This is a genomic window from Aliiroseovarius sediminis, assembly GCF_022678485.1.
Classification (GTDB): domain Bacteria; phylum Pseudomonadota; class Alphaproteobacteria; order Rhodobacterales; family Rhodobacteraceae; genus Aliiroseovarius; species Aliiroseovarius sediminis.
In genome coordinates, this window is the sequence record NZ_JALBYP010000021.1 from 129679 (window position 1) to 145940 (window position 16262).

Annotated in this window: 14 protein-coding genes; 4 read left to right on the forward strand and 10 right to left on the reverse strand. The window is 59.5% G+C overall.

Annotation, left to right across the window (positions count from 1 at the left end; all coding sequences use genetic code 11):
- Positions 1–41: 41 nt before the first annotated feature.
- On the reverse strand, positions 42–1295 hold the full coding sequence (gene tyrS / locus MN186_RS03060; RefSeq protein WP_242111425.1) for a tyrosine--tRNA ligase: 1254 nt from the start codon (positions 1293–1295) through the stop codon (positions 42–44).
- 129 nt (positions 1296–1424) lie between these two features.
- On the opposite strand from tyrS, the gene MN186_RS03065 reads away from it, so the two are divergent.
- Complete coding sequence (locus tag MN186_RS03065) at positions 1425–2507, forward strand: anhydro-N-acetylmuramic acid kinase (RefSeq protein ID WP_242112698.1); 1083 nt, start codon at positions 1425–1427, stop codon at positions 2505–2507.
- 7 nt (positions 2508–2514) lie between these two features.
- On the opposite strand, the gene MN186_RS03070 is transcribed toward MN186_RS03065, so the two are convergent.
- From MN186_RS03070 to MN186_RS03090, 5 genes are all read right to left on the reverse strand, one after another.
- A complete protein-coding gene (locus MN186_RS03070) occupies positions 2515–2856 on the reverse strand; it encodes a DUF427 domain-containing protein (RefSeq protein WP_242111426.1) in 342 nt (113 codons plus the stop codon).
- 63 nt (positions 2857–2919) lie between these two features.
- The gene (locus MN186_RS03075) at positions 2920–4719 is read right to left on the reverse strand and encodes an aminopeptidase P family protein (RefSeq protein ID WP_242111430.1); all 1800 of its coding nucleotides are present in this window, start codon (positions 4717–4719) and stop codon (positions 2920–2922) included.
- Positions 4720–4816: 97 nt separating this feature from the next.
- A complete protein-coding gene (gene cobT / locus MN186_RS03080; protein ID WP_242111431.1) occupies positions 4817–6691 on the reverse strand; it encodes a cobaltochelatase subunit CobT in 1875 nt (624 codons plus the stop codon).
- Between the two features lie 133 nt (positions 6692–6824).
- Positions 6825–7811 (reverse strand): cobaltochelatase subunit CobS, encoded by a 987-nt coding sequence (gene cobS, locus MN186_RS03085; protein ID WP_242111432.1) that lies wholly within the window; start codon positions 7809–7811, stop codon positions 6825–6827.
- A 246-nt stretch (positions 7812–8057) separates the two neighbouring features.
- Complete coding sequence (locus MN186_RS03090) at positions 8058–8684, reverse strand: DnaJ domain-containing protein (RefSeq protein WP_242111433.1); 627 nt, start codon at positions 8682–8684, stop codon at positions 8058–8060.
- 74 nt (positions 8685–8758) lie between these two features.
- Between MN186_RS03090 and MN186_RS03095 the strand changes: the two genes are divergently transcribed.
- Positions 8759–9016: a BolA family protein gene (locus MN186_RS03095; protein WP_242111434.1), complete on the forward strand. Its 258-nt coding sequence runs from the start codon at positions 8759–8761 to the stop codon at positions 9014–9016.
- A gap of 10 nt (positions 9017–9026) precedes the next feature.
- Here the strand turns inward: MN186_RS03095 and MN186_RS03100 are convergent, their stop codons facing one another.
- On the reverse strand, positions 9027–9407 hold the full coding sequence (locus MN186_RS03100) for a DUF4177 domain-containing protein (protein ID WP_242111435.1): 381 nt from the start codon (positions 9405–9407) through the stop codon (positions 9027–9029).
- 305 nt (positions 9408–9712) lie between these two features.
- Between MN186_RS03100 and MN186_RS03105 the strand changes: the two genes are divergently transcribed.
- Complete coding sequence (locus MN186_RS03105; RefSeq protein ID WP_242111436.1) at positions 9713–10444, forward strand: porin; 732 nt, start codon at positions 9713–9715, stop codon at positions 10442–10444.
- A 107-nt stretch (positions 10445–10551) separates the two neighbouring features.
- Here MN186_RS03105 and gatB read toward each other — a convergent pair whose 3' ends face one another.
- Complete coding sequence (gatB, locus tag MN186_RS03110; RefSeq protein WP_242111438.1) at positions 10552–12066, reverse strand: Asp-tRNA(Asn)/Glu-tRNA(Gln) amidotransferase subunit GatB; 1515 nt, start codon at positions 12064–12066, stop codon at positions 10552–10554.
- Between the two features lie 299 nt (positions 12067–12365).
- Between gatB and MN186_RS03115 the strand changes: the two genes are divergently transcribed.
- Entirely contained in the window at positions 12366–12962 is a 597-nt protein-coding gene (locus tag MN186_RS03115) for a transglycosylase SLT domain-containing protein (RefSeq protein WP_242111439.1), read from the forward strand.
- Positions 12963–12981: 19 nt separating this feature from the next.
- On the opposite strand, the gene MN186_RS03120 is transcribed toward MN186_RS03115, so the two are convergent.
- Both MN186_RS03120 and pepN read right to left on the reverse strand, forming a co-directional pair.
- Positions 12982–13407: a PACE efflux transporter gene (locus MN186_RS03120; protein ID WP_242111440.1), complete on the reverse strand. Its 426-nt coding sequence runs from the start codon at positions 13405–13407 to the stop codon at positions 12982–12984.
- 120 nt (positions 13408–13527) lie between these two features.
- Positions 13528–16083: an aminopeptidase N gene (gene pepN, locus MN186_RS03125; protein WP_242111441.1), complete on the reverse strand. Its 2556-nt coding sequence runs from the start codon at positions 16081–16083 to the stop codon at positions 13528–13530.
- Between the last annotated feature and the right edge of the window lie 179 nt (positions 16084–16262).

A 16262-nucleotide genomic window follows, 5' to 3' on the forward strand; every position in this document is an offset into this window, starting at 1 on the left:
GGCTCACGAAGTGAGCCAGAAACAGCCCGCGCGGCTCGCTATCAGGCGTCTAAGACAACCAATGCGTGGCGCTTCTTGCCCGCTGACAGCTTCATCGGCTGCCCAAGATCGGCCGCCGATACCATCCGCCCCGCATCCGTCAGGGCGTTGTCATTCACCTTTGCCCCGCTCTCGGCGATCAGACGCTTGGCGTCTTTGCCCGATTTCGCAAGGCCCGATTTTACAAACAACTGCACGATAGACATCCCGTCGCCCAGATCATCTGCATTCAACGTAAGCGTTGGCAGGTCATCCCCTGCGCCGCCTTTTTCGAACACTTCGCGTGCGGTGGCTTCGGCGGCGCGTGCGGCGTCAGCGCCGTGCAGAAGGGCCGTCACCTCGTTGGCCAGAATGATCTTGGCCTCGTTGATCTCGGCCCCTTCCAGCGTGCCCAGTCGATCGCATTCCTCGACCGGCAGTTCGGTGAAGATTTTAAGAAACTTGCCAGTGTCGGCGTCGGTGGTGTTGCGCCAGAACTGCCAGAACTCATAGGGGCTAAGCATATCGCCGTTCAGCCAGATCGCGCCGCCCTGACTTTTGCCCATCTTGCGCCCGTCCGACGTGGTCAGAAGTGGCGTCGTCAATCCAAAAATCTCGGAGTCCAGCACCCTGCGGGTCAGGTCGATGCCGTTCACGATATTGCCCCATTGGTCCGATCCACCCATCTGCAACAGACAGCCATAGCGCCGATTCAACTCTAGGAAATCATAGGCTTGAAGGATCATGTAGTTAAATTCCAGAAAGCTGAGGCTCTGTTCGCGATCCAGCCGTGACTTCACGCTTTCAAAGGATAACATTCGGTTCACCGAGAAATGCCGCCCAATATCGCGCAGAAAATCGAGATAGTTCAGCTCGTCCAGCCATTCGGCGTTATCCAGCATGATCGCGTCCGTTTCGCCATCACCATAGGCCAAATATTTCGCAAACACCTGCTTCATGCCCGCGATGTTGGCCGCGATCTGGTCGGGGCCCAGCAAGGGGCGTTCGTCCGACCGGAAGGACGGATCGCCCACCTTTGTCGTGCCGCCGCCCATCAGAGTAATCGGCTTATGGCCGCATTTTTGCAACCACCTGAGGACCATGATGTTCATCAAATGCCCCACATGCAGCGATTGCGCGGTTGCGTCATAACCGATATAGGCTGGCACCACCCCTGCAATCAGCGCATCATCCAACGCCTGATAATCGGTGCAATCGGCCAGAAAGCCGCGCTCGATCATCACACGCATGAAGTCGGATTTTGGGTGGTAGGTCATGTTTTTTTGGTCCATCCTGAGTGTTGAACCCCCCATATAGACGGGGGGCGGGAAAAGGAAAAGAGCGTGTTGAAAACCCACTCTGACGGTGCGTCCGACCTGCGGCTGAACAATGGCCCGGTCTGGGCAATGGGATGCATGTCCGGCACGTCGATGGATGGGGTGGACGCAGCTTTGGTTGAAACCGATGGTAAGGTGATCACCGCGTTTGGCCCGACCGCGTTTCAGCCTTACGATGATCATCAGCGCCAGACGCTTCGCAGCGCGTTGGGTAAATGGCACGATGACCCCGAAGTGCCCAAGGCTGCGCGGATTGTCGAAACAGTCCATCGTGAGGTAATCGCGCGGCTGATGCTTGACGATCCCGCCGCACGCCTTCTGGGATTTCACGGACAAACCTTCGCCCATGATCCGCAGGGTCGCGGCACTCATCAGGCCGGTGATGGGCAGGTGCTTGCGCAAACGTTAGGCCTGCCTGTTGTCTGGGATTTTCGCAGCGCTGATGTCGGGCTGGGCGGCGAGGGCGCGCCGCTAGCGCCGTTTTTTCACCATGCCTGTGCGCGGTTTATCGGGGCCGACGCGCCGCTGGCATTTCTGAACCTTGGTGGTGTGGGCAATATCACTTGGGTTGATTCGGGCAAACAGGCGCCCGATGCGCCCGGCGCTTGTCTGGCCTTCGACACTGGCCCGGCTAACGCGCCGATGGATGACCTGATGCAGGCGCGACTCGGCAAAAGCCGGGACGAGGGCGGCGCGCTGGCCTTGTCGGGATCGGTCCATGTCCCCGTTATCGACACGTTCCTGACCCACCCATATTTTCACCGCATCCCACCCAAGTCACTGGATAGAAACGACTTTCCTGATCTTTCTGACGGGGTTGCGCGGCTGTCCGCGCCGGATGCCCTGCGCACACTTGCCGCTTGCGCTGCCGCTGCCGTTGCGCGCGGGTTGGAGCATTGCCCAACCCCACCCACACGGCTTCTGGTCTCCGGGGGCGGGCGCCACAACGCCGCCCTGATGACCGAGCTTCGCGCGCGTCTGCCCATGCCGGTTGATGATATCGATACAACCGGGCTGAACGGCGATATGCTGGAAGCTCAGGCGTTCGCTTATCTGGCAGTCAGGGTCGCGCGGGGGATGACCACGTCATCGCCCAGCACAACAGGGGTTGCCGCCGCGGTCGGCGGGGGCACGGTGTCGCATCCCGAATAGCGGGCGCTTAAGTCCGCGCGACGGTTGCTTTCTCGGCATAGAAGGCCAGGTGGTCTTTAAGCGTTGAAAAATGCGCGACGGGTGCATCATACATATAACCCGCATCCTCGATTACCGTGGATTTTGTTTGGATCGAGAAATGCCGCGCCTCGCCGCGATAGGGGCAAGTGGTGACGGTGCCGGTTTTGTCCAGAAACGCCATCGCCACATCGCCCTTTGGGAAATAGATCACCGGGGCGCGGTCGCCCTCGATCACCTCAAGCGCGGACAGGCTTTCGCCCAATACGGCACCCCCCGCGCGAACAGTCCATTTTCCTTCTGCAGGGCGGATCGTGATTTGGTCAGCCATCGGTTCCTCGTTTTTCAGGTTGGTCACGGCGGACTTTATACGAAAACGTTTGCCCGATGCGACTTAAATCGGCGCGCAGGCCTCATGCAACCAGACCAACGCAGCGTCACTTAGCCTTGGGGCCAGCTTTTCCACACAGCGCGCGTGATAATCGTTCAGCCACGCGCGTTCCTCGCCTGACAGCATGTCGGCGATCACAATGCTTGTGTCGACGGGGACGAAGGTCAGTGTCTTAAACGACAGCATCTCGCGGTCCGCGTCGCCCCCGGGCGGGCAGGTGGCCTTTTCGACCACGATCAGGTTCTCCAGCCGGATGCCGAAGGCGCCTTCGCGGTAATATCCCGGTTCGTTCGACAGTATCATGCCGGGCAGAAGTTCGACCTCGGAGAGCGAGTTGATCCGCTGTGGGCCTTCATGTACCGACAGAAAAGACCCCACACCATGCCCGGTGCCGTGGTTGAAATCCTGATGCGCCGCAAACAGCGGATAGCGGGCAATCGGGTCCAGATCGCGCCCCGCGCGCCCTTTCGGGAAATAGATGCGCGACAGGGCAATCATGCCCTGCAACACACGGGTATAGCAGCGTTTTTCCTCGTCCCCGACATCGCCTACACGAAGCGTCCGCGTGATGTCGGTGGTGCCATCACGATACTGCCCGCCGCTGTCCAGCACGACCAGATTGCCGGGGGCCAACGTGCGATTGGTGTCGTTGGTCACGCGGTAGTGCATGATCGCACCGTGTGGGCCGGCACCGGCAATGGTTTCGAACGAAATATCCAGCAGTGCATTTGTCGCGCCGCGTTTTTCTTCCAGCGCCGTAACCAGATCAATCTCGGTCAGTGCGGTTTTGTCAGAAGCCTCGAACCAGGTCAGAAACTCGACCATCGCAGCGGCGTCGCGCAGATGCGCCTCGCGCGCGCCGCGCAGCTCGGTCGGATTTTTCTGCGCCTTGGGCAAGATCGCGGGATCATCGGCCCAGTCGATCTGGATGCCAGCCTTCTCCAGTATTTGCGACACCGCAAAGGGTGCGGTCGCCTTGTCCAAACGCACCGGGCCGTCCAGCGTTTTCAGATGCGCTGCGAAATCGCGCACCGGATGCAGCTTCACATTCGCGTCAAGCCGCGCGTCCATCGCCCGGCCTTCTGCCGTGAAGAACGCGACCGAGCCATCGTCATGCAGCACTGCAAAACCCTGCACGACAGGAATCCGCGGCAGGTCATCGCCGCGAATGTTCAGAAGCCACGCGATGCTGTCAGACAGAGTGATCACGCAGGATTTTTGCCCCGCTGTCAGCAATCCATCGGCCAATTCAGACCGTTTCACCGCGCTGGATATTCCCGCGAATTCAAGCGGTTGGTCGATGATCCTGCCATTGGGGGCAGCGGGGCGGTCTTGCCAGATCTGGTCCACCAGATTGTCGGTCGCGACCAGTGCCACCTTGGTGCCGGCCAGCGCCTTCTCGATCTTCTCGATCTCGCCCTTGGTGTGCAGCCAGGGATCGAAGCCGATCTTTGCCGACTGTCCCTCCAGCTTGTCCTTCAGCCACGGACCGGGCTGGGTTTCCGGCCAGTGGACCGGGGTGAACGCCTCCATGTCGGCCTGCGCGCGCACCTGCGTGCGATAGCGTCCATCGACGAAAATCCCTGCGTGATCGTTCAGCGCGATACAGAACCCGGCAGACCCCGTGAACCCCGTCAGCCACGCCAAACGCGCATCACAATCGGCGACATATTCCCCCTGATGGGCATCCGCGCGGGGCACGATGAAGCCATCCAACCCCTTCATCGCTATCGCGCGGCGCAGACGCTCCAACCGGCCGGGGCCGCGTGACGGGTCGGCGGTGCTGTCAAAGGTTTGGAACATGGATCATCTCCGAAGACTGGATGGGTGGGGCTCGCGCCCGGAAACCGGGCCGCAATCGCACGCACCATGCCGTGAAACGCCAGCGGTGAAAAGGGGGTCAGATGACCTTCTTGATGCCCATGACGCGGGCGCGCGCACGCGGGTCCGCATCAAACAGCGATGCAAGCTGTTCGGTCATTGCGCCTGCCAGTTGTTCGACATCGGTGATGGTTACCGCGCGGTCGTAATAGCGCGTCACGTCATGGCCGATCCCGATCGCCAGCAGTTCAACCTGCTTGCGCTTTTCGACCATTTCGATAACGTCGCGCAGATGTTTTTCCAGGTAATTCGCGGGGTTAACGGACAGTGTTGAATCATCCACCGGCGCCCCGTCCGAGATCACCATCAGAATTTTTCGTTGTTCGGGTCGGGCCACGATCCGACGATACGCCCATTCCAGTGCCTCGCCGTCGATGTTTTCCTTCAACAGGCCTTCTTTCATCATCAGACCCAGATTGTCGCGCGTGCGGCGCATCGGCGCGTCGGCCTTCTTGTAGATGATGTGACGCAGATCATTCAGGCGTCCGGGTTGCTGCGGGCGCCCATCGCCCAGCCATTTTTCACGCGCCAACCCGCCCTTCCACGCGCGGGTGGTGAAGCCCAGCACCTCGACCTTGACCTGACAGCGTTCCAGCGTGCGCGCCAGAACATCGGCACAAATCGCAGCGATTGAGATTGGACGGCCGCGCATGGACCCTGAATTGTCCAGAAGCAGCGTTACCACGGTGTCGCGAAACTCGGTGTCTTTTTCCTGCTTGAAGGACAGGGGCGTGGTGGGGTTGGCGACCACGCGGGCCAGACGGCCCGCATCCAGGATGCCTTCTTCCAGATCGAACAGCCACGAGCGGCTTTGCTGCGCCTGCAAGCGGCGCTGCAACTTGTTGGCCAACCGGCTGACTGCGCCCTTCAAGGGCTCCAACTGCTGGTCCAGATAGGCGCGCAGGCGTTCCAGCTCGGCCGGTTCGGCCAGATCTTCGGCCATGATCTCTTCATCATGCTCGTTGCTATAAACCAGATATTCGGGGTCGGCATCGGAAGCCGGTGGGGGCGAGGGGGGCTCCAGCGGCGCTTCGGCCTCGGGCATTTCCGCTTCGTCGCCCATCTCGTCCTCGGCCATGTCATCGACCGTGACCTGGGCTTCAGACGGGTCCATCTGTTCGTCTTGGGCGCGTTCGGGATCGGCCTCTGCCTCATCCTCATCGGGCGATTGCTCGCTCTGTTGATCATCCTCGGTCTGGTCGTCCTCGGACATGGCGTCTTCGTCGGCCTGATCATCCTCGTTGTCGGGGTCGTCGCCCAGTTGATCGCCGTAGCCCAAATCTTCGATGATCTGGCGGGTGAAACGGGCGAAGGCCTGTTGGTCTTCCAGTTTCTCGCCCAGATCGTCCAGATGATCGCCCGCCTGACCTTCGATAAAGTCGCGCCACAGGTTCATCACATTCGCTGCGGCGGGCGGTATGTCGCGCCCGGTTGCCAGATGCCGCATCAGGTATCCAGCCGCGGTTGCAAGCGGCGCGTCGGCGGCGGCGGTGATCTGGTCAAAGCCCGCGCGCATCGCGTCGCTTTCGATCTTGGCGTCGATATTGCCCGCCGTGCCCGGCATATCGCGCGCGCCCATCGCCTCGCACCGGGCGGTTTCCATCGCCTCGTAGATTTCGCGCGCCATTCCGCTGGCGGGCGCGTATTTCGCGTGCGTCGCGTCGTTGTGATAGCGCAGCTTCATCGCATAGGCATCTGCGGTGCCGCGCGCCAACAACACCTCTTCCTTGGTCATCCGCCGCGTGACCTGAGGCAGCCGCATCGCGTCCTTCGTGACCCCCGACGGATCCACCGTGAAGCTGACCGACAGTTCCGGTTCATCGGCAAGCGTCTTCGTCGCCTCAGCGAGCGCTTTTTTGAACGGATCAGCAGGGTTGTCGGATGGTTTTTTCATTTGGTTGCTGCTTTGTTGCGCTTAGGACTGCAAAGACCCGCGGGGTCGTGCGAAAGCGCCGCCCAATGGGGGCGGGTCGGCGCTGCCCGGTCTTGCGCCCGGGCGGTGCATGTTGATATCGCGGGTTTCCGCGTCAACCCAAGCTCATGCTCACCGCGCTCTCCGGCAGTTCCTCGTCAAAGCACCGCTGATAGAACTCGGCGACGATCTGGCGCTCTAGTTCGTCACATTTATTCAAGAAGGACAGGCGGAACGCATAACCGACCGAGCGGAAAATATGCGCGTTCTGTGCCCAGTTGATCACCGTCCGTGGGCTCATCACAGTGGACAGATCGCCATTCATGAACGCGGTGCGGGTCAGGTCAGCGACGGTGACCATCTGGCTGACCGTCTTGCGCCCACTTTCGGTATTTAGAAACGGGTTCTTTGCCAGCACGATGTTGGTTTCCGCATCATGGCTCAGATAGTTCAGCGTGGCGACCAGCGACCAACGGTCCATCTGCGCTTGGTTGATCTGCTGCACGCCGTGATACAGTCCGGTCGTGTCGCCCAGACCCACGGTGTTGGCTGTCGCAAACAGGCGGAAGGACGGGTGAGGGGTGATCACCTCGTTCTGGTCCAGCAGGGTCAGCTTGCCGTCATGCTCCAGCACACGCTGGATGACGAACATGACGTCGGGACGGCCTGCATCATATTCATCAAACACAATCGCGGTCGGGGTGCGCAGTGCCCACGGCAGGATGCCTTCCTGAAACTCGGTGACTTGCATCCCGTCTTTCAGCTTGATCGCGTCCTTGCCGATCAGGTCGATCCGGCTGATATGGCTGTCCAGGTTCACCCGAACCGTAGGCCAGTTCAGACGCGCCGCGACCTGTTCGATATGGGTCGATTTACCCGTGCCGTGATAGCCTTGGATCATCACGCGGCGATTGTGGGTAAAGCCCGCAAGGATGGCCAGCGTCGTGTCGGGATCAAACTTGTAGGTGGGATCAATCTCGGGCACGCGATCCATGCGGTCGGCAAAGCCTTTGACATTCATGTCGCTGTCGATGCCGAAAACCTCACGAACCGAAACGTCTTCGGTGGGTTTTGCGTTCATGTCCTGTGTGCCGTCAGCCATATGTGTAGTTCCTTTTGCCTCGCGCGTCGCAACCCGAGTGTGATGCCCGATGAACGAGCCGGGTTCAAGGGGAAGGGGCCAGATTTGCGACGCCCCGCGACGCTCGTTTTGAAAGCAGCCGTCAGCCGCCCCGCCCGGTGCTTCTTCTGGCCGAAAATATCCTGGGGTGAATGCGCGCAGCGCAGAGGGGCAAAGCCCCTTGCCCTGCCTCAGCCTGACCGCGCGACCGAAACACGCGAATGTGCATCACCGAAAGCTGCGGCTTTCCTTGATCTGGTCCCAGGCCCAGACGACCTCTTGCAGCTGTTCTTCCTGCGAGCGGTCGCCGCCGTTCATGTCCGGATGCAAGACTTTGATCAGCTTCTTGTAAGTCTTGCGAATCTCGGCCTTCGTCCAGTGGTCCTTGGCCTCCAGAATCTCGACCGCGCGGCGTTCCTTGGGGGGCAGCTTACGGGTTCCGGTGATCGACTTGCCGGGATTGCGCGTGGCGTTTTCGCCCAGCACCTGATGTGGGTCATCCACGCCCAGACGCGCCCATGCACGTTGCTCGGCCTTCGTGCCAAACGGTTTGGTTTCACGTTCCCAGACGCGGTCCTTGTCGAACTGTTCGTGCAACTCTTCCTCAGACGAGCCGTCGAAAAAGTTCCACTTCAGGTTATATTCCCGTACGTGATCTTTGCAGAACCACTTGAATTCGTCCAGATGATCGGGCGATCGCGGCGCGCGGTATTGCCCGGCTTCCTGGCAGCCCTCATGCTCACACACCCGTTTCGAGGTTTCGAACGCCCCCGACATCCCGCGTTTGCCGCGCGGGTTCTTCTTCTTTGCCGCAGACACGGACATATCAAAACCAAATGGATCGCTATTGGACATGGGAACACCCTTTTCGACTCGGACCAGAGAGTTTACTCTTTTTTGGTGGCGATTGAAGAGGGAAAGGGCAACAAATGACCAGAGCAGAGCAAATTCATCAGGCGCTGGATACTAGCTTTTCGCCGCAACACCTTGAAGTGATTGATGAAAGCGAAAGTCACCGGGGCCATGCCGGATACCAAGAGGGTGGGCAAAGCCATTTCCGCGTGATCATTCGCGCGCCTGTGTTCGGCAGTATGTCGCGCGTGGCACGCCACCGCGCCGTTCACAAGGCACTGGGGCCCGATCTGGTGGGCCAGATCCACGCCCTTGCGCTGGATGTGGGAACGTAACGCGCCGCTTTCAAGCCTCGTCGCGGGTGATATTTGGCGCGGAGTCGCCCACTTGGTTCGCCTGATCGGCTGATGGAAGGGCGGGCGCAGTGTTGGGTTCTTCGACCTTGCTTCTGGCATCAAGCGCGGGTGTTGGGGACAGTTCGACTTCGGGGCTGACATGGTCCAATGGGCGGCGGAACACCAACATGTTCTGATAGGTCGTGGAACGCCCCGTCAGGCCCGCGCGTTCTTCGCTGGGCAGCGTATCGGTGCGCTGGTATTCCCACCCATCGGCGGCCATGTCGTTCAGAAGGTCGGTCATGGCCAGCGCAAAGCGTGCTTCGCTGGATTTGACGCCGCGGGCTTTCTTGCCTTTGCGCGGGGCGGGGATGACTTCGTATTCGAACATGGGGTCACTCTGGTCTGGTTGGTGCAGACGCGTTCCTTAACAGTTGATCGCCTGCGGGGCCAGACCTGATCCCGCCGCCAAGCGAGTTTGCGCGCAACGGCAGGGGCCGGGGTCATGGTCGGGGGTTGTTGCCAAAACAGCGCATTAACTATCCGTGGGCACAATCAATCCGACAATTTTCTACGTCCTCTGGCCGGGGTCATTAACCTTTGTTAACAGCGACTTGCCGGGTGGTGATGTGGCGTGTTTTTTCGGTCATGGCGCCTCTGGACGCGTAGTAAACCTTTAGTGAACAAGAGACCAACATGACCAAGACTTCTACCTTTCTGATCACCACGATTGGGGCCGCCACGCTGGCCGCCGCGCCCGCCCTTGCTGTCGAGATTACCGGCGGCGATGTATCGCTGAGCTATTCTGCCTTCACCGAGGACACCGACCTGTCACGTGTTGCCATCGAGGGATCGGTCGAAGTTGGGTTTACCCGCGCGTTTTCGATGCAATTCGACCTTGCGCGCTATGAATTTGGGTTTGCCGATGATGGCGTGACCACCGGCACGGTTCATGCCATCTTCCACGTCAGCGACGTCACCTCGGTTGGTGCCTTCTATGGCCGCGAAGACATCGACGGTACGTCGCTGGATCTTTACGGCGCGGAAGTCGGCCACGAGATGGGCGCGCTGGATCTAGAAGCCTATATCGGGCACGGGGAAGAAGCTGGCGTATCGGGCACAGCGTTCGGGCTGGCTGCCGACTATAACATCAATGACCGTTTCGCCATTGGTGTCGCCTATGATCGGGTTGATTTTGATGGTGACTTCAACATCCACAAAACCGCCCTGCGTGCCAGTTATGCAGCGGCTGACCGGTTCTCGGTCTTTGGCGAAGTCGGATCGTTTGGCATGGGCGCCGACTACTACGGTGTGACATTGGATGCCTCGACGAACTATGTCGGTTTCGGTGTCGAATACGCGTTCGGTGCAAAACGCGGCGCGACCTTTGGCGAACGCGGCCTGACGCGGATGCTGCCGGGTCTGTAATATCCCGGATGCAAAACGGGGCCGCGCTGGCCCCGTTTTATGGTTTTGCTGACAAGAAAGAAGCGCCCCAGAGACGCCATTTTTAATGGGTCAGTAAACGACAGGACTCAAAGGCCCAGCTTGGCCACGACGATCTCGTTCACTGCCTTGGGGTTGGCCTTGCCGCCGGTGGCTTTCATGACCTGGCCCACGAAGAACCCGACCAGTTTCGGGTTTTCCTTGGCCTTTTCGACCTGCGCAGGGTTGGCGGCAATCACCTCGTCCACGGCGGCTTCGATGGCGCTGGTGTCGGTGACTTGTTTCATGCCACGGGTTTCAACGATCTCGGCCGGGTCGCCGCCTTCGGTATAGATGATTTCAAACAGATCCTTCGCGATCTTGCCCGAAATGTCGCCCTTGGTGATCAGTTCGATGATGCCGCCCAATTGCGCGGGCGACACGGGGCTGTCAGCGATGGTCTTGTCGTCCTTTTTCAGCCGACCGAACAATTCGTTGATAACCCAGTTGGCGGCCAGCTTGCCATCGCGCCCCTCGGCGACGGCCTCAAAAAACGCCGCGTTGCGCACGCCTGCGGTCAACACGCCCGCGTCATATTCCGACAGGCTGAAGTCTTTGACAAAGCGGGCCTTTTTTTCGTCTGGCAGTTCGGGCAGGTTCTTGGCAATCTCGTCGACCCAATCTTGCTCTATCTCCAGCGGCAGCAGGTCGGGGCAGGGGAAATAGCGATAGTCATGCGCTTCTTCCTTGGATCGCATCGACCGCGTTTCGTTCTTGTCGGCATCATACAGCCGGGTTTCCTGCGTGATCTCGCCGCCATCTTCCAAAATTGCGATCTGGCGGCGGGCCTCAAAGTCAATGGCCGCCTGAATGAACCGCATCGAGTTCATATTCTTGATCTCGCACCGCGTGCCAAGATGGCCGAAATCCTGCGTTTCCATGTATTTCTCATACTGCCCCGGACGACAGACCGACACGTTGACGTCCGCACGCATACTGCCGCTTTGCATGTTGCCGTCACACGTGCCCAGATAGCGCAGGATCTGGCGCAGCTTGGTGACAAAGGCGGCAGCTTCTTCCGGGCCGCGGATGTCGGGGCGGCTGACGATTTCCATCAGCGCAACACCAGTGCGGTTCAGGTCAACAAACGACATGTTCGGGTCCATGTCATGGACAGATTTTCCTGCGTCCTGTTCAAGGTGAATACGCTCGATGCGCACCTTGCGGGCGATCCCCGGAGCCATGTCCACGATCACTTCGCCTTCGCCCACGATGGGGTGGTAAAGCTGGCTGATCTGATAGCCTTGCGGCAGGTCAGGATAAAAATAATTCTTGCGATCAAAGGCCGAAAACAGGTTGATATCCGCCTTCAGGCCCAGTCCCGTGCGCACCGCCTGTTCCACGCAATATTCGTTGATCACCGGCAACATGCCGGGCATGGCGGCATCCACGAAGGACACGTTCGAATTGGGTTCAGCGCCAAATGTGGTCGAGGCACCTGAGAAAAGCTTGGCGTTCGAGCTGACCTGAGCGTGGATTTCCATCCCGATGACCAGTTCCCAATCTTCCTTCGCCCCGGCAATCGTTTTGACGGTTGGGCTTTCATAGGCGAGATGATCCAGCATGTGCGCAGTTCCCGTGTTTCTTGATCTGCTGGCCTTCTAGGGCAGGCGTGCGCAGGGGGCAAGGGGCGACGGGTTCGCGCGCACCTCAACGCCCGCGTGTGTGGTCGCGTCGGAATGGCGGTCTTTTCTGGCATGGGTGGAAAAGGCGGGCGCATAGCGGCCTTGCAAATATGGAATATCAGCGATGTTTCGCCAATTTCCGCGTGCCTTGGATTGTGAAAGTTGCTTTATGCAACCGCCCTCCGTAAAGGCCCGCGATGACTTGATTGGGAATGTAAACGGACCTGAGTGAGGGGACGATGAAACGACTGATTTTGGGCTTGGCCGCAGCGATGATGATTGCGCCGACGGCACAGGCCAGCGAAATGTTCGGTACGCGAGGGGTGCGCACGCCGGTTTTGACGATGAAATGGGATGAGAAGCCGCAAGCGGCCTCTTGGACCAAGGCGACCATGAGTGCGCTTGAAACACACGGGGCGATCCTGTCTGAAACGGTGCCCGCCGATATCGACACTTGGTGTCCAGGCTACAAAACGCAGGGCAAGAAGGGGCGCAACGCATTTTGGGCCGGGCTTCTGTCCACCCTGTCGTTTTACGAAAGCACATGGCGCCCGGCCATCGTCGGCGGTGGTGGCAAATGGTTTGGCCTTGTCCAAATCCTGCCCGCCACGGCACGCGGATATGGCTGTCAGGCAAAGTCGGGGGCAGACCTGAAAAAAGGTGAGCTTAACCTAAGCTGCGCCGTGCGCATTCTGTCAGTGACCGTGCCCCGCGACAATGTCGTGTCCGAGGGTATGCGGGGCGTGGCCGCAGACTGGGGGCCGTTCCATTCCAAGCGCAAACGCAACGGAATGCGCGAATGGATCAGCGACCAGAACTACTGCGCGGCACGCTGACCGATTGGGCCGGGTGTCTTCAGTCGATCACAGGGTCAGGAATAGGAAACAGTTTGTCATAGGCTAAGTTGAAGACGAACGCATATACCAGATAAAAGACCACGAAGGCCAAATCCAGCATCAGCGCCTGCCACAGACCGACACCCAGATACAGGGCCATCACAGGCAAAGTGAAAACCAGCAAGCCGCCCTCGAACAAGACGGCGTGTAGCATGCGCAGGGCGATGGTTTTGTGTACATGGCCCCTGATCCGCAGCATCGCCCGATCAAACAACACGTTATAGATATAGTTCCAGAGGGTTGCGATGGTCGCGCCAGCGATGGTCACGACGCCCACATCCAGCGCGCCAATACCGAAGGTCAGTGATCCAAGTGGCACCACCAACAGGATTCCGATGATTTCAAAGCTTATAGCATGACGAATACGGTCGCGTGTCGTTCGCATGAATTGCTCCAACATTTAGCCGGGTCAACGGGGAGTTACGCCCGTATAGGGGGATTGGTCGCGCGCCCCGCGACCAGCGCGGGGCGTTAAGGCAAAACAGGCGGGCTGCTGCTGAACAGGTCAATCGTCGCCCAATATGCGCCCGATCATTTCCTGACTGTCGCGGCTCAGCCCCTTGGTCGCCTTGATGCGCTTCAGGGCGGTGGTCATCATGTCCTGCCGGTCGGCGTCATAGCGCCGCCATGTCTCGAACGCCGATGACATGCGCGCCGCGATTTGCGGGTTGACCGGATCAAGCTTGATCAGCCAATCAGCAAACAGCCTGTAGCCGTCGCCCGAGGGATGATGGAAGCCCGCCGCGTTCATCATCAAAGCCCCGAACACGGCGCGGAAACGGTTGGGATTTTTCCAGTTGAAAGCGGGATCTTTGGTCAGAACCTCGACCACATTTGCCGCCTTGTCAGGGGCGGCGTGGGCCACCTGAAGGCTGAACCATTTGTCCATGACCAACTCGTCACCTTCGAACCGCTTGCGGAAGTCCGTCAGGGCGCCGTTCCCTTTTTCGACATCCAGCAGACAGCCAAGCGCGCCAAGGCGATGGGTCATGTTATCGGCGCTGTCATATAGCGACTGAGCCGCCGCGCCGCCATCCAGACGGTTGGTCAGCTGCAAAAGCGCCAGCCCCAGCGCACGTTTGCCCGCTTGTTCGGCGTCGGGTTTGAAGGGGGCGTCCACGTCCATCTCGGATGACAGGCGCGGCAGCGTGTCTTGCAGATGCTCGGCCATCGCCTGTTTCAAGGTTTCGCGGGTCTGGTAGATCTTGGTCGGATCAGGCGTCAGCCCGGCGTCAAACAGCGTTTGCGCCAGATCGTCCTCGCCCGGCAGATCAAGCGTCAGCGCGCGGAAGGCCGGGTCAAGGCTGTCGTCGCGCAGCATCACCGCCAGCGCGTCAAGATATTCGGACAGTGGCGCGTCGTCTTCTGTCACCATCGCGATCAGCACGTCCTTGGCCAGCGTGCGCCCGGCTTCCCACTTGTTGAAGGGGTCGGTGTCATGGGCCAGCAGGAACGCGCGTTCCGCAGGTGAGCTGTCGCGCTGCACGATCACGGGCGCCGAGAAATGCCGCAGAATGGAAGGCGTGGGCTTCGCGCCCAGCCCGTCGAAGGTGAAGCTTTGCTTGGCCTCGGTCAGTTCCAACACTTGAGTCGTGACCACCTCGTCGCCGTTGGGGCCGATCAGGCCGAGGGCGATTGGGATATGCTGTGGTAGCTTTTCATCCTGCCCGGGCGTGGGCGGTGTTTCTTGTTCAAAATGAAGCGTATAGCTGCCATCATTGAAGTCATCCGTGACTTTGAGGCGCGGTGTTCCAGCCTGTTTATACCAGCGGCGGAACTGGGTCAGATCACGTCCGGTGTTATCCTCAAACACCCGCACCCAATCTTCAATGGTCGCCGCCTCGCCGTCATGACGTTCAAAATACAGGTCCAGCGCTTTGTAATATTCCTCGTCCCCGACCAGCGTTTTCATCATGCCGATCAGCTCTGCGCCCTTCTCATAGATGGTGGCGGTATAGAAATTGTTGATCTCAACAAAGCTGTCAGGCTGAACCTGATGCGCCAGCGGGCCGTTGTCTTCACGGAACTGGCGACCGCGCAGGGCAGACACATCGTTGATCCGACACACCGCCTTGGACCGCATGTCGCCTGAGAATTGCTGATCGCGGAACACGGTCAGACCCTCTTTCAGCGACAGTTGGAACCAATCGCGGCAGGTGATCCGGTTGCCGGTCCAGTTGTGAAAATACTCATGCGCGATGATCGCCTCGATCCGCTCGAAGTTCGCGTCCGTTGATGTTTCGGGGCTGGCCAGCACAGCCGAGGTGTTAAAGATGTTCAATCCCTTGTTTTCCATCGCGCCCATGTTGAAATCGGAAACGGCGACAATCTGGAAGATATCAAGGTCATATTCGCGCCCGTAAACCTCTTCGTCCCATTTCATCGAGGCTTTCAACGCCTCCATCCCGAAGGCTGTTTTTACTTCGTCACCGGGGCGCACCCAAAGCTTCAGGTCCACCTTTTTACCCGACATGGTGGTGAAACTGTCCTGCCGCGCGATCAACTCGCCAGCCACCAGCGCGAAAAGATATGCGGGCTTGGGCCACGGGTCATGCCATTCGGCCCAGCCATCGCCCGACCCGGAGGGGTTGCCGTTGGACAATAGCACCGGCATGTCGCCTTCGATCCGCACCTTGAACGGGGCCATCACGTCGGGGCGGTCAGGATAGAAGGTGATGCGGCGAAAGCCCTCGGCCTCGCACTGGGTGCAATACATGCCGTTCGACATGTAAAGGCCGGACAGGGCGGTGTTGGTTTCGGGGCTGATTTCAACCTCGGATTCCCATGTGAACGCGTGGTCAGGCACGTCGGCGGTCAGCCCGCCTTCAACCATCTTGGGCGTGATCTCATTTCCGTCGATAGCTGCACGGATCAGCTCAAGCTGTTCACCGTGCAGGAAAAACGTGCGCGACGTGGCGTCGGGGTTCGGCGTGAATCGGATGGTCGAGCGTACGCGCGTCGCGGTCGGGTCCAGCACAAAGGTCAGAGACACGCCTTCGATAAGCCAGTTGGGCGGCGTATAGTCGGCAAGATAGATTGGCTGCGGGGTTGCGTCTGTCATCGGGTGTCCTTTCCGCTCGGGTCCAAGTCGGCAGGTTAGACCCGTGCGAAGGGGGCTGCAAGGCGGCAGGTGTCCGAGGTTTTCGGTTAAGGTTTGCTTGACTGGCAGCCAAGAATACCCACTTGCGATTCTGGGCGGTATGCGAGAGTCTACTGCAAATTCAGAAATGTTGGGCAAAG